Annotated in this window: 13 protein-coding genes; 5 read left to right on the top strand and 8 right to left on the bottom strand. The window is 64.3% G+C overall.

Features of this window, described 5'->3' with window-relative positions:
* Positions 1-178 precede the first annotated feature (178 nt).
* Entirely contained in the window at positions 179-394 is a 216-nt protein-coding gene (locus tag NMQ16_RS04480; protein WP_257079287.1) for a hypothetical protein, read from the top strand.
* Between the two features lie 812 nt (positions 395-1206).
* On the opposite strand, the gene NMQ16_RS04475 is transcribed toward NMQ16_RS04480, so the two are convergent.
* The gene (locus tag NMQ16_RS04475; protein WP_257079286.1) at positions 1207-1590 is read right to left on the bottom strand and encodes a hypothetical protein; all 384 of its coding nucleotides are present in this window, start codon (positions 1588-1590) and stop codon (positions 1207-1209) included.
* Between the two features lie 448 nt (positions 1591-2038).
* Positions 2039-2413, bottom strand: coding sequence for an ankyrin repeat domain-containing protein (locus NMQ16_RS04470; protein WP_257079285.1), 375 nt, complete (start codon positions 2411-2413; stop codon positions 2039-2041).
* Between the two features lie 2032 nt (positions 2414-4445).
* Between NMQ16_RS04470 and NMQ16_RS04465 the strand changes: the two genes are divergently transcribed.
* Positions 4446-5459 (top strand): integron integrase, encoded by a 1014-nt coding sequence (locus NMQ16_RS04465; protein ID WP_257079284.1) that lies wholly within the window; start codon positions 4446-4448, stop codon positions 5457-5459.
* A 24-nt stretch (positions 5460-5483) separates the two neighbouring features.
* Here the strand turns inward: NMQ16_RS04465 and NMQ16_RS04460 are convergent, their stop codons facing one another.
* The 6 genes from NMQ16_RS04460 to gatC form a co-directional block, all read right to left on the bottom strand.
* A complete protein-coding gene (locus tag NMQ16_RS04460; RefSeq protein WP_069038953.1) occupies positions 5484-5702 on the bottom strand; it encodes a hypothetical protein in 219 nt (72 codons plus the stop codon).
* Between the two features lie 372 nt (positions 5703-6074).
* Positions 6075-7532: an Asp-tRNA(Asn)/Glu-tRNA(Gln) amidotransferase subunit GatB gene (gene gatB, locus NMQ16_RS04455; RefSeq protein ID WP_257079283.1), complete on the bottom strand. Its 1458-nt coding sequence runs from the start codon at positions 7530-7532 to the stop codon at positions 6075-6077.
* A gap of 33 nt (positions 7533-7565) precedes the next feature.
* Entirely contained in the window at positions 7566-8090 is a 525-nt protein-coding gene (locus NMQ16_RS04450) for a hypothetical protein (RefSeq protein ID WP_257079282.1), read from the bottom strand.
* Positions 8087-8407 carry a hypothetical protein gene (locus NMQ16_RS04445; RefSeq protein ID WP_257079281.1) on the bottom strand — a complete coding sequence of 107 codons (321 nt, stop codon included), beginning with the start codon at positions 8405-8407 and terminating at the stop codon, positions 8087-8089. Before NMQ16_RS04445 ends, NMQ16_RS04450 begins: the two co-directional genes overlap by 4 nt.
* A gap of 6 nt (positions 8408-8413) precedes the next feature.
* Positions 8414-9874: an Asp-tRNA(Asn)/Glu-tRNA(Gln) amidotransferase subunit GatA gene (gene gatA, locus NMQ16_RS04440; protein WP_257079280.1), complete on the bottom strand. Its 1461-nt coding sequence runs from the start codon at positions 9872-9874 to the stop codon at positions 8414-8416.
* The gene (gene gatC / locus NMQ16_RS04435) at positions 9871-10158 is read right to left on the bottom strand and encodes an Asp-tRNA(Asn)/Glu-tRNA(Gln) amidotransferase subunit GatC (RefSeq protein ID WP_257079279.1); all 288 of its coding nucleotides are present in this window, start codon (positions 10156-10158) and stop codon (positions 9871-9873) included. Before gatC ends, gatA begins: the two co-directional genes overlap by 4 nt.
* Before the next feature lie 237 nt (positions 10159-10395).
* Between gatC and NMQ16_RS04430 the strand changes: the two genes are divergently transcribed.
* The 3 genes from NMQ16_RS04430 to mreD all read left to right on the top strand — a co-directional run bounded on the left by NMQ16_RS04430 (position 10396) and on the right by mreD (position 12982).
* Positions 10396-11439 carry a rod shape-determining protein gene (locus NMQ16_RS04430; protein WP_069038948.1) on the top strand — a complete coding sequence of 348 codons (1044 nt, stop codon included), beginning with the start codon at positions 10396-10398 and terminating at the stop codon, positions 11437-11439.
* Between the two features lie 107 nt (positions 11440-11546).
* Positions 11547-12461: a rod shape-determining protein MreC gene (gene mreC / locus NMQ16_RS04425; protein ID WP_257079278.1), complete on the top strand. Its 915-nt coding sequence runs from the start codon at positions 11547-11549 to the stop codon at positions 12459-12461.
* The gene (mreD, locus tag NMQ16_RS04420) at positions 12458-12982 is read left to right on the top strand and encodes a rod shape-determining protein MreD (RefSeq protein WP_257079277.1); all 525 of its coding nucleotides are present in this window, start codon (positions 12458-12460) and stop codon (positions 12980-12982) included. Before mreC ends, mreD begins: the two co-directional genes overlap by 4 nt.
* The last annotated feature ends 145 nt before the right edge of the window (positions 12983-13127 follow it).

Below are 13127 nucleotides of genomic sequence, written 5' to 3'. Positions count from 1 at the left end.
TGGACATCGCCGAAAACTGGAACGAACGTGCGTTGTGCATAGCGAAGCCGCTACCTTTCGACCTAGATCCAAACCCAAACGGCAATCAGCGCTCGCTACCGGCTGTCGCCCTCAATGCCTCGAAATACTAGCACAGAGGCATGGCGCAACAAGGGGCGCTGTCCTGCCTGCCAGACGGATGCGCTTCGATGCGCGATTCGGCCTGCTCGCCGACTTCTTGATTCGATTCAACCTTGACCTGCTGCCTGCGACGACAGCACCGGTGATGCCCAACGCCGTAGGTGAGAGGACGCCGGAGCGGCGCAGCCGCGCAGCCGCGCAGCCGCGCAGGGTACCCAAAGCGCAGCTTTGGGCGGTCCGCTCGACCGAAGTGTTGGACATCGCCGAAAACTGAAACGAACGTGCGTTGTGCATAGCGAAGCCGCTACCTTTCGACCTTGAACTGAACCCCAACGGCAATCCGGCCCTTGCTACCGGCTGCCGCCCTCAATGCCTCGAAACACTAGCACAAAGGCATGGCGCAACAAGGGGCGCCACATTGCACGCCAGACGGATGCACTTCGATCCGCGACTCGGCCTGGTGTCTGCCTTCGTGATTCGTTTCAATCTTGACCTGCACCCTGCAACGACAGCACCGGTGATGTTCAACGTCCAAAATAACCGGCGCTGCGCGGCTTTATCGCGCAGCGTCCGAGTTGATTGCCGGGTTGGGCCTCTACGGATGGCATGACCTAGCGGCGGAACACTCTAGCAACGAGCCACAACGTAGGAATTGCGGCAACCGCGAAAATTAGGATAGGTCTGAAATACTCGCCGATTAGCGAAGTGACAACCCGGCCGGTATGTGTTGTTTCGACGTAACCTTGGGCACCCGGCTGCAACTGGTCTGCTCGGACAACGGTGTAGCCACCAGCAGACGGCGCGCTGAAATAGAACGCCACGGCGTAAAGCACATACAGAAGAATTACGCCCGAGAGGACAAAAAGCCATGGCCTGTCGAAACTAGACCATGCAAGAAGTGCTGCGCCGCCAACGTAGACGGCAGGAAGGCAAACAAGAACAAGAAGCTGGAGATAGAAGCTAGCCATGTGCGTAGGATGAACAAGAGGCACAACGTTTGACTTCACCGGACTGCGCGGCTTTTCGCGCAGGTCCGGTGCAAGGATGGGTTGGGCCGCACGGAACGTGGTCTTGGGGAAACATGCCCTACCAATCCTCCGACCGTTGAAGCGCAGATGTAGGTGGGATTGCTGTAGGTGTGGATTGGCCATCAATCGACCACAGATCAACACCGGCAAGCAGGCCACCGCAGGCGAACACGAATACCTCAAATAGATGCCCTTTCGGTGAGGACCACCGATAGGAGCATAAGGTGTCCATTCCAGTGGAACCGTAGTGAGTGACGCCGCCAACGCTGAGGTTGATGCTTGGGCAGCCGCAAGCACAGCGGCCAACCACATGAGCCTTCTGCAACTGCGGCAGAAAAGCGCGAGAACGGTCGCCACCTTCAGACAGCAACCAGAAGAGGAACGAGCGCTCTTCTTCGGTGAGCTGGCGATCCTCTGGAATCGTGGTGGGACGATCAGACATGGTGTGCGGCCCAACGCCGTAGGTGAGAGGACGCCGGAGCGGCACAGCCGCGCAGGGCACCCAAAGCGCAGCTTTGGGCGGTCCGCTCGACCGAAGTGTTGGACATCGCCGAGAACTGAAACGAACGTGCGTTGTGCATAGCGAAGCCTCTGCCCTTCGACCTTGAACTGAACCCCAACGGCAATCAGCGTTCGCTACCGGCAGCCGCCCTCAATGCCTCGAAACACTAGCACACGGGCATGGCGCTACAAGGGGCGCCACATTGCCTGCCAGACGGATGCACTTCGATCCGCGGCTCGACCTGGTGGCGGCCTTCGTGATTCGCTTCAATCTTGACCCGCTGCCTGCGACGACAGCACCGGTGATGCCCAACGTTTGAGCTGAGCGGCGCGCGCGCCGGTGTCTGAGCTTGGCACTTCATCTATCACGCGTCAGCTCGAGCGATTTGTTAGGCGTCATGCTTTAGCCCCAACCTCTGCCACTCGCCTTCCCAGCAACAGTCACGAGCCAGCTTACCTTCGTTGTTGCGGATGGTCTGATCGGCGCCGCGGCTAATCAGTAGTCGCGCTAGTTCGAAGTGGCCCATTTGTAACGCATGATGAAGCGCTGTGTCGCCGTCCTCGTGCTGCGCATCGATCGGCGCGCCCGCGTCGAGTAGGAGCGCCACGGCGTCCGCATCACCCCAAGTAACTACGATATTGAGGGGCTGGTTTCCGAAAATGCCAATGCTCGTAAGCAAAAGCGGCTGTTCGCATCCTAGGAAATCGACCGCGGAGGCCGCGTCGTCTAAGACTTCTTGAACGTTGCGGTAACGGGAGCTCATGACGCCTAACGTCGAAATTGAGCGGCTTGCGCGGCTTTTTTGCGCAGGTCCGCTCGAATGTAGTGTTAGGGCACGCGGGTTCATTTCTCGGCAAAGACGGCGTTTCCTGCGGCAAGGCGGACTGCGTGTAGGCGTTTCGCTTCAGCCAAGAACGCAAATGACGCAGCAAACGAAGCGACTGCCGTGGCGCCGAGAAAAAGAGCAGAACCCATGTCCAAGCTCCGGAACGCAGCACCCCAAGCTAGACCAGCCACGAAGAGAAGAGAGATGACCCAGCAAAGCCAAATGTTCGAGGCAGCAGAATTCAGCGCGAGGCGAGCACGCCAATTCTTGTGAAGGACGTAGAAACGCATGAGGCTGAGCATTGGCAGCGTGCCCTAACGCCGTAGGTGAGAGGACGCCGGAGCGGCGCAGCCGCGTAGGGCACCCAAAGCGCAGCTTTGGGCGGTCCGCTCGACCGAAGTGTTGGACATCGCCGAAAACTGGAACGAACGTGCGTTGTGCATAGCGAAGCCGCTACCTTTCGACCTAGATCCGAACCCAAACGGCAATCAGCGCTCGCTACCAGCTGCCGCCCTCAATGCCTCGAAACACTAGCACAAAGGCATGGCACAACAAGGGGCGCCACATTACACGCCAGACGGATGCACTTCGATCCGCGACTCGGCCTGGTGTCTGCCTTCGTGATTCGTTTCAATCTTGACCTGCACCCTGCAACGACAGCACCGGTGATGTTCAACGCCGTAGGTGAGAGGACGCCGGAGCGGCGTAGCCGCGCAGGGTACCCAAAGCGCAGCTTTGGGCGTTCCGCTCGACCGCAGTGTTGGACATCGCCGAAAACTGGAACGAACGTGCGTTGTGCATAGCGAAGCCGCTACCTTTCGACCTAGATCCAAACCCAAACGGCAATCAGCGCTCGCTACCGGCTGTCGCCCTCAATGCCTCGAAACACTAGCACGGAGGCATGGCGCAACAAGGGGCGCTGTCCTGCCTGCCAGACGGATGCGCTTCGAATCGCGACTCGGCCTGGTGGCGGCCTTCGTGATTCGCTTCAATCTTGACCTGCTGCCTGCAACGACAGCACCGGTGATGTACAACTTCGAAATTGAGCGGCCTGCGCGGCTTTTCGCGCAGGTCCGCTCGAATGTAGTGTTAGGCATCGAAAACGCGCTGTCCTCGCAAACGCTGTTGAATTGCGCGGTAAGTGATGCACGTCTAACGAGGCTCTGTCGTACGGCGCCATGGGCGACCGAAGAAAGACATTAGCATACCCGACGTGAGCGCCGGCAAGCCAACAAACGCCATACCAAGAACCCCTCTCGTTGGCACAAGATCAATTCCGAAAAGCGCGGCTAGGCCGAGAATTCCCGCAGATAGTGCGCCGAACCAAAGGCACCAACGAGCAACCCTGCGGCGAATGGCCTCGCGATCTCTCCCGCTCAGGACGGCCAGAAGAACCAGACCGACCGGTAGGCCAGCGGCAAGTAGAGAAAAGTACTCTGACGGTTCCACGAGATGCCTAACGTTGAAGCTGAGCAGCGGACGGAGGCTTGCCGACGGACGTCGGCTCGAGCGACAGGTTAGACCTCACTGCAGCCAAAGCAGAGCCCCCGTGACAGCAAAGGCAGCAAGCAAGACGACCCAACCAAAGGCCCGAACTCTTGAGTCTCGGCGGGCGCACCTAGGACACGCCCTTGCCTTGGTTGTGATTTCACCGCCAGCAACCGAGATATAAGAAGACTCCATAGGATTCAACACCACGCCACAACGGATGCAGTTCCAGGAGTTTCTGACGCTTTCCGCACGTCTGTGCATTCGTCGATCGAGCGCATACACGCAGCATGCGATTGCCGCAATGACACCTAACGCAGGCCAGTTGTGTTCCATGAGGTCTAACTTTGTTTTCTGGCGCAGTTTTGCGCCATAACTCCGGAAGCTGCTGGGTAAACGGGCTGCAATGATCCCCACGAAATGACTTTGCCATACAGGTTTCGTCGACCTATGCTGTGTATTTATACAGCATTAAACGGCGATGAAAAACCTCACCCGTCCGCTTCCGCCCCTGAAATCGGTTCGCCTGCTGGATCAGCTGCGCGAACGGATACGTTACCTGCATTACACCATAAGCACCGAGCAGACCTATGTCTATTGGGTGAAGGGTTTCATCCGGTTTCACGGGCTGCGCCATCCGGCCGAAATGGGGCGGGCGGAGATCGAGGCGTTTCTGTCGTGGCTGGCGAATGAGCGCCGTGTGGCCGTTTCGACGCACAAGCAGGAACTGTCGGCTTTGCTGTTCCTCTACGGCAAGGTGCTGGGCGTCGACCTGCCGTGGATGAATGACATCGGGCGGCCGCGCACGAAGCGTCGCCTGCCGGTGGTGCTGACACCCGACGAAGTGGCCCGCCTGCTCTGTCTGATGGCGGGCGAACATCGCCTGCTCGCTCAGCTTCTGTACGGCACGGGCATGCGCATCAACGAAGGTCTGCAACTGCGCGTGAAGGACATCGATTTCGAACGTCGCACGGTCATCGTGCGCGAGGGCAAGGGCGGCAAGGACCGTGCGGTGATGCTGCCCGAGAGCCTGATTCGGCCGCTGCGCGAGCAGCTGGCGCGCGCCCGGGTGCTGTGGGCCGACGACTGTCGCTGCGGACGCGCGGGGGTCGAGATGCCGGATGCGCTGGCTCGCAAATACCCGCGCGCGGGCACATCGTGGGCGTGGTTCTGGGTGTTTCCGCAAGCCGATGTGTCGGTCGACCCGCGGTCAGGTGTGGTGCGGCGTCACCATCTGTATGACCAGACCTTTCAGCGCGCCTTCAAGCGGGCGGTGACTTGCACCGGGCTGACGAAGCTGGCAACGCCGCACACGCTGCGCCATTCGTTCGCCACTGCGCTGCTGCAGTCGGGCTATGACATCCGGACGGTGCAGGAACTGCTCGGCCACGCCGACGTGGCGACGACGATGATCTACACGCATGTGCTGAAGGTGGGCGGCGGCGGGGTGCGCAGCCCGATGGATGCGCTGCCTGCGCCGGGGCTGTCGCCCTGAAGCGCGCAGGCGGCAGGCGCGCGATCACTCCGGCGTACGCGGTACCTCTTCATGCACGCCGCGGATCACCTTCACCAGGCAGAACAGGAAACCGGCCACGCCAAGTATGGCCAGTGGCAGGGACTGCCACAGCGGCCAGCCGCCGTTGTGACTGTCGTCGATGACATTGACCAGGCTGAGCGTGATGCCGGACATGCCGACGATGGCGAAGGCGAGGGCGGCGAAGAAGAAGAGGACGCGCATGGTGTGGGGTATCCGGTAAAGAAGGGCGGGGCGCAGCCAGGGGTGCTGTCGGGGTGCGGTGTCGATGTGCGCTGTCGGTATGTTTTCGAAGTGAGGTTCGGGTCGTCTGTTCAAGGCGGGGCTTACTGGAGCAGCGNGTGCGGTGTCGATGTGCGCTGTCGGTATGTTTTCGAAGTGAGGTTCGGGTCGTCTGTTCAAGGCGGGGCTTACTGGAGCAGCGCGGATGCCGGACGTTTGGGGGCGATCTGCGTAGTGTCTGTGGGAGCGGCCCCTGTGGGAGCGGCGGCCTCGCCGCGATCGTGTAGCGATGGTCGCTGATCGAAGTGAAGATCGCGGCGAGGCCGCCGCGCCCGGATATAGGGTGCTGCGCGTTCAGCCGGCGAGCTTTTTCTTCAGCAGTTCATTCACCTGCGCCGGGCTGGCTTTGCCTTTGCTGGCTTTCATGACCTGGCCGACCAGCGCGTTGAAGGCCTTGTCCTTGCCGGCGCGGTATTCCTCGACCGATCTGGGGTTGGCGGCCAGCACCTCGTCGATGATGGGTTCGATGGCCGACACGTCGGTGACCTGTTTCAGTCCCTGGGCTTCGATGACGGCGTCGGCCGTCTGACCTTCGCCGCTCCACAGCGCTTCGAACACCTTCTTCGCGATGTTGTTCGAAATGGTGCCGTCGGCGATGCGCGCGACCAGGCCGGCGAGCTGCGCCGGCGTGACCGGGCTTTGCGCGATGTCGCGCTCTTCGCGGTTGAGCCGCGCGGCCAGTTCGCCCATGACCCAGTTTGCCAGAGGCTTCGCCTGCGCCGCGCCGACGACGGCCAGCGCGTCGAGGTAGTACTGCGCCATTTCGCGGCTGGCGGTCAGACCTGCGGCGTCGTAGGGCGACAGGCCGTAGTCGGCCTGCAGACGGGCCGACAGCGCGACCGGCAGCTCGGGCATTTCGCCGCGCACGCGTGCAATCCAGTCGGCGGCGATGACCAGCGGCGGCAGGTCGGGGTCGGGGAAGTAGCGGTAGTCGTGCGCGTCTTCCTTGCTGCGCATGGCGCGCGTTTCACCGGTGTCCGGGTCGAACAGCACGGTGGCCTGCTGGATCTTGTGACCGTCTTCGATCTGTTCGATCTGCCACTGTATTTCGAAGTCGATCGCCTGCTGCATGAAGCGGAAGCTGTTCAGGTTCTTGATTTCGCGCCGCGTGCCGAGCGGCTCGCCCGGGCGGCGCACGCTCACGTTGGCGTCGCAGCGGAAGCTGCCTTCCTGCATGTTGCCGTCGCAGATGTCGACCCAGCGCACCAGCGCATGCAGCGCGCGCGCGTAGGCCACGGCTTCGGCGCTCGACGTCATGTCCGGCTCGCTGACGATTTCCAGCAGCGGCGTGCCGGCGCGGTTCAGGTCGATGCCCGACATGCCATGGAAATCTTCGTGCAGGCTCTTGCCGGCGTCTTCTTCCAGGTGCGCACGGGTCAGGCGCACCACCTTCTCGTAGGCCTTGTCACCGTCGCCGACGCGTATCGTCAGCGCGCCGCCCTGCACCACCGGCAGTTCGTACTGGCTGATCTGGTAACCCTTCGGAAGATCGGGGTAGAAGTAGTTCTTGCGCGCGAACACCGAACGCTGCGCGACCTCGCCGCCCACCGCGAGACCGAAACGGATGGCGCGTTCGACCGCGGCGCGGTTCATCACCGGCAGCACGCCGGGTAGCGCCAGATCGACCGCGCTGGCCTGCACGTTCGGCGCGGCGCCGAACGCGGTCGGGCTGCCGGAGAAGATTTTCGAGGTCGTGTTGAGCTGGCTGTGTGTCTCCAGCCCGATCACGACTTCCCAGTTGGCTCTGCTCATCGCGTTCTCTTTCCGTGTCTTTCCGTCTTGCGGTTACCGGCAGGTGCCGGTCTTGCGGCTCACCAGGGTGGGCCACAGGTATTCGTGCGCGCCGGGCGAGCACTGGCTGGCGCAGTTCTGGTACGACACCGTGACCTGGTCACCCTGTTCCCACATGCGCACCGTGCAGGCGCCGGCGACCAGCGTCGGCGTCGGCATGAAGGCGGTCTGCCGGAACGCCGCGAGGTCGAAACTGCAGCGACCCTTGCTGCCCATGTCGACCTGCGACCAGAAGCGCTGCACGCGCGAGCCCTGCACATCGAGCACCAGTCGGCCTTCGGTGCCCACGTCGTCGCGGTAGCTGCATTCGGTCTTCACCGCCAGCGGTCGTTCCGGGATCGGCAGCGGCTTGGTGCTCTTGATCGGCGGCGCCGGCCGTCTGGCTTCCGGTGCGCTCGCCGGCGCCGGCTGCGGTCGCGTGGCGATCGGTGGTTGCGGCGCGAACTGCGCGCAGCCGGCGACCAGCGCCGCCGTCAGCGCGGCCGCGAGCGGCAGTCCGCGCAGCCACCGGCGACTCACAGCAGACTGTCCCGCAGTGCGCGCAGGCCGTCCGGCATGGTGAGCGACTGCTCGTCCCAGCCTTCGATGCGCAGCACGTCGTCGAGCGCGGCTTCGAGCACCGCGTGGGCGCGCTCGGCCGCCTCGGCGATGCGCCGGTGCGTGGCAGCCAGCTGCGGCATTTCATTCATGCAGTTCAGCTGGTACGCATGCAGCTTGCGCAGCTCGAGCATCTGGGTGGCGACCTGGGCCGGGCAGGCACACATGTAGATGCCCGCCTGATCGAGGATGTGCTTGAGCTGTTCGCTGTTGTAGCGGTAGCGCTGTGACGTGCTCATGTCGGCTTACCGGGGTGGCGTGCGCAGGTGCCAGTCGGTCGCCTGCTGGAAGCGGTGTGCAGCGCCCAGCATGCGCGCCTCGTCGAAATAGTTGCCGACGATCTGCAACCCGACCGGCAGGCCGCTGGCGCCGAAGCCGCACGGAATGCTCATGCCGGGCAGGCCGGCCAGATTGACCGAGGTGGTGTAGATGTCGCCCAGATACATCGACAGCGGATCGTCCGCCTTGTCGCCGATGCCGTAGGCGACGGTCGGCGTGGTCGGGCCGAGGATGAGGTCGCAGTCGCGGAAGGCCGCGCGATAGTCGTCGGCGATCAGCCGGCGCACGCGCTGCGCCTGCAGGTAGTAGGCGTCGTAGTAGCCGTGCGACAGCACATAGGTGCCGATCAATATGCGCCGCTTCACTTCCTCGCCGAAGCCCTGGGCGCGTGTCTTGGCGTACATGTCGTTCAGGTCGCGGTACTCGGGCGCGCGATAGCCGTAGCGCACGCCGTCGAAGCGGTTCAGGTTCGAACTGGCTTCGGCCGGTGCGATCACGTAATAGGCCGGCACGGCATAACCGGAGCGCGGCAGGCTGACCTCGACCGTGGTGGCGCCCAGCGTGCGGAAGGTGGCCAGCGCGGCGTCGACCGCGGCACGCACGTCGTCCGACATGCCTTCGCCGAAGAATTCCTTCGGCACGCCGATGCGCAGGCCGGCCAGCGGGGCGTCGAGGGCGCGCGTGTAGTCTTCCGGCGCGCGTTCGAGGCTGGTGGCGTCGCGCGTGTCGAAGCCGGCAAAGGCGTTGAGCAGCAGCGCGCAGTCTTCCGCGGTGTGCGCCATCGGACCGCCCTGGTCCAGGCTCGAGGCGTAGGCGATCATGCCCCAGCGCGACACGATGCCGTAGGTCGGCTTGATGCCGGTGATGCCGCAGAACGCGGCCGGCTGGCGGATCGAGCCGCCGGTGTCGGTGCCGCTGGCCGCCGGCGCAATGCCGGCCGCGACCGCCGCCGCCGAACCGCCGGACGAGCCGCCGGGCACGGCGTCGAGCTGCCAGGGGTTGTGCACCACGCCGTAGTGGCTGGACTCGTTGGTCGAGCCCATCGCGAACTCGTCCATATTGGTGCGGCCCAGCGTCACCAGACCGGCCGCGCGCGCGCGCTCGATCAGGCCGGCATCGTAGGGCGCGGCGAAGTTCTCCAGCATTTTCGAGCCACAGCGGGCATGCCAGCCGGTCTGGCAGAAGATGTCCTTGTGCGCGATCGGCACGCCGGTCAGCGGACCCGCGCGGCCTTCGGCGCGCAGCGCGTCGGCGGCACGCGCCTCGATCAGCGTCTGCGCCTCGTTCAGTTCGACAAAGGCGTTCAGCGCCGGATTGGCGGCCTCGATCTTCGCCAGATAGTCCTGCGCCAGTTCGACCGCCGACACTTCGCCGGCCGCGAGCCGGGCCGACAGCTGCTTCACGGTGTCCATCGTTCGATCACTCATTCAATCACCTTCGGCACCAGATACAGGCCGTTTTCGACCGCCGGCGCGACCGCCTGGTAGGCGCTGCGGTGATCGGTTTCGCTGATGGCGTCGTCGCGCAGGCGCAGCACGAGGTCGGTGGCGTGCGCCATCGGCTCGACGCCGGTGGTGTCGATCGCCTGCAGTTGCTCGATCAGGCCGAGCATGGAGCCGAGTGCGTCGCGGGTGCGTTCGAGCTGGCCGTCGGCAAGCTCGATGCGCGCCAGCTTCGCGATGTGGCGGACTTGTTGGTCGGTCAGGGACATGGCGGGGCTGTGTGGGTTGCCGGATGCCGGGGCACCCGCGGACAAAGATGTTTCAGTTCAAGGGGTCGGGGTGTGTTGGGTTATCATTATGAACTATTCAGGCTGCCCGCCCGGCCGCTGCAAACACCTCCGGCCGCGCCCGGCGCATCGAGGCAGCTCGATGTCACCCCCGGGTGAAGACTGATCCGGCCCAAACCCGTACAGACCGCCCGCGGTCGCTTCCACATAAGACACTTCATGTTCGGTTTCCTGCGTTCCTATTTTTCCAACGATCTGGCCATCGACCTCGGCACCGCCAACACGCTGATCTACGTGCGCGGTCAGGGCATCGTGCTGGACGAACCGTCGGTCGTCGCCATCCGCACCGAAGGCGGCCCCAACGCCAAGAAGACCATCCAGGCAGTGGGCCTGCAGGCCAAGCTCATGCTCGGCAAGACGCCCGGCAACATCACCGCCATCCGGCCCATGAAGGACGGCGTGATCGCCGACTTCACAGTGACCGAGCAGATGCTCAAGCAGTTCATCAAGCGGGTGCACGATTCACGTCTTTTTTCGCCCAGCCCGCGCATCATCATCTGCGTGCCGTGCGGCTCGACCCAGGTCGAGCGGCGCGCCATCCGCGAATCGGCGCTCGGCGCCGGTGCGAGTCAGGTGTACCTGATCGAGGAGCCGATGGCCGCGGCGATCGGCGCCGGCCTGCCGGTGTCGGACGCCACCGGCTCGATGGTGGTCGACATCGGCGGCGGCACGACCGAAGTCGGCGTGATTTCGCTCGGCGGCATGGTGTACGCCGGATCGGTGCGGGTCGGCGGCGACAAGTTCGACGAAGCCATCATCAATTACATCCGCCGCAACTACGGCATGCTGATCGGTGAAACCACGGCCGAGGCGATCAAGAAGGAAATCGGCTCCGCCTTCCCCGGCTCCGAAGTGAAGGAAATGGAAGTGAAGGGCCGCAACCTGGCCGAAGGCATTCCGCGCAGCTTCACCATTTCGTCCAACGAAATCCTCGAAGCGCTGACCGAGCCGCTGAACCAGATCGTGTCGGCGGTGAAGAGCGCACTCGAACAGACGCCGCCCGAACTGGGCGCCGACATCGCCGAGCGCGGCATGGTGCTGACCGGTGGCGGCGCGCTGCTGCGCGACCTGAACCGCCTGCTGATGGAAGAAACCGGTCTGCCGGTGGTGGTGGCCGACGACCCGCTGACCTGCGTGGTGCGCGGTTCGGGCACCGCGCTGGAAAAGATGGACCAGCTGGGCAGCATCTTCGCCAACGAGTGACACGCCGCATGATGGCTCACCGGTCCCTGCCCGCCGCCTCGACGGTGCCGCGGGACCGGCACCGCCCGCGTCGCGGGCTTGCTTCGACCCCCTCGGTTTCCTGATTCATGGCTTCTCCGGTCGCCGGACATTCCCCGCCCCCGTTCTTCCGGCGCGGCCCGGCACCGCTGGCCCGCCTGGTGGTGCTGGTGAGCGCTGCGCTCACGCTGATCGTCGTCGATCACCGTCTGAACTATCTCGAATTGCTGCGCCAGGGCCTGTCGGTGGTCACCACGCCGCTGCAGGTCGCCGCCGGCATGCCGGTCACCGGCGTGCGCTCGGCCGGTGAATACTTCGCCGACCTCGCCCGGCTGCAGGCCGAAAACGAGGACCTGCGCCGCGAACAGGTGGCGCTGGGCACGATACGGCTGCGCCAGGAACAGCTCGATCTCGAAAACACCCGCCTGCGCGCGCTGCTCGACATGCGCGAACGGGTACAGGTGAATGCCCAGGTGGCCGAGGTGATCTATGCCGTGCGCGACCCGTTCTCGCGCCGCGTGGTGGTCGACAAGGGTCTGACCCAGGGCATCGAGCCGGGCAGCCCGGTGGTCGACGACATCGGCGTGATCGGCCAGGTCACGCGGGTCTATCCGCTGAACGCCGAAGTCACGCTGATTTCCGACAAGGACCAGGCGCTGCCGGTGCAGATCGCCCGCACCGGCGTGCGCGCGGTGATGTTCGGCGCCGGCAGCGGCACGCTTGAGCTGCGCTACCTGGCGACCGACGTCGATCTGCGCGAGGGCGATCGCATCGTCACCTCGGGGCTGGACGGCGTGTTCGCACCCGGCCTGCCGGTGGCGCGCGTGAAATCGGTCGACCGCGACGGCTCGGGCGGCTTCGTGCGCATCCTGTGCGTGCCGCTGGCCGGCGTCGAATCGCATTCCACGGTGCTCATCATGGCGCCCGGCAAGCCGGTGCTGCCGGCAGACGACGCGGCGGCCACCGCCGGCAGCGCCCGCGCGGAAAAGGCAGTCAAGCCATGAACCAGCCCAGCTTCAGTTCGCGCCGCATCCTGCGCCCGGTCCGGCCGTGGTTCATCTGGCTGTCGATGATGTTCGCGCTGCTGCTCAACCTGATGCCGCTCGGCCGCACGCCGATGCTGCCCGACTGGGTGGCGCTGGTGCTCTGCTTCTGGTGCGTACGCGAGCCGCTGCGCGCGGGCATGGGCGCGGGCTTCGTGTTCGGGCTGCTGATGGACATTGGCCACGGCAGCCTGATGGGCCAGCACGCGCTGGCCTATGTGCTGCTCGCCTACACCGCCGGCACGTTTTCGCGCCGCATCCTGTGGTTCGGACCGTTGCAGCAGTCGCTGCACGTGCTGCCCATGCTGGTCGGCACGCAGCTGGTCATGCTGTGCGTGCGCCTGTCCACCGACGCGGAATTTCCCGGTCTGGGCTATTTCGTCGGCAGCGTCATCGCCACGCTGCTGTGGCATCCGATCAGCTTCGTGCTGTTGCTGCCGCAGTACCGGCCGGAGGACAAGGATGAAAACCGTCCTATCTGAGCCCGCTGCGAAACCCCTTGGGACGGAGGCCGGCTTTGCACAGCCGGCCCGTTCGACAGGCGCAGCGCCATGCGCTGCGAAACCCCTTGGGACGGAGGCCGGCTTTGCACAGCCGGCCCGTTCGACAGGCGCAGCGCCATGCGCT

Origin of the sequence: Methyloversatilis sp. XJ19-49 (assembly GCF_024580145.1) — a bacterium.
GTDB lineage: Bacteria > Pseudomonadota > Gammaproteobacteria > Burkholderiales > Rhodocyclaceae > Methyloversatilis.
The sequence above is the reverse complement of the archived record's forward strand: the minus strand, read 5'-3'. Positions and strand labels throughout refer to the sequence as shown.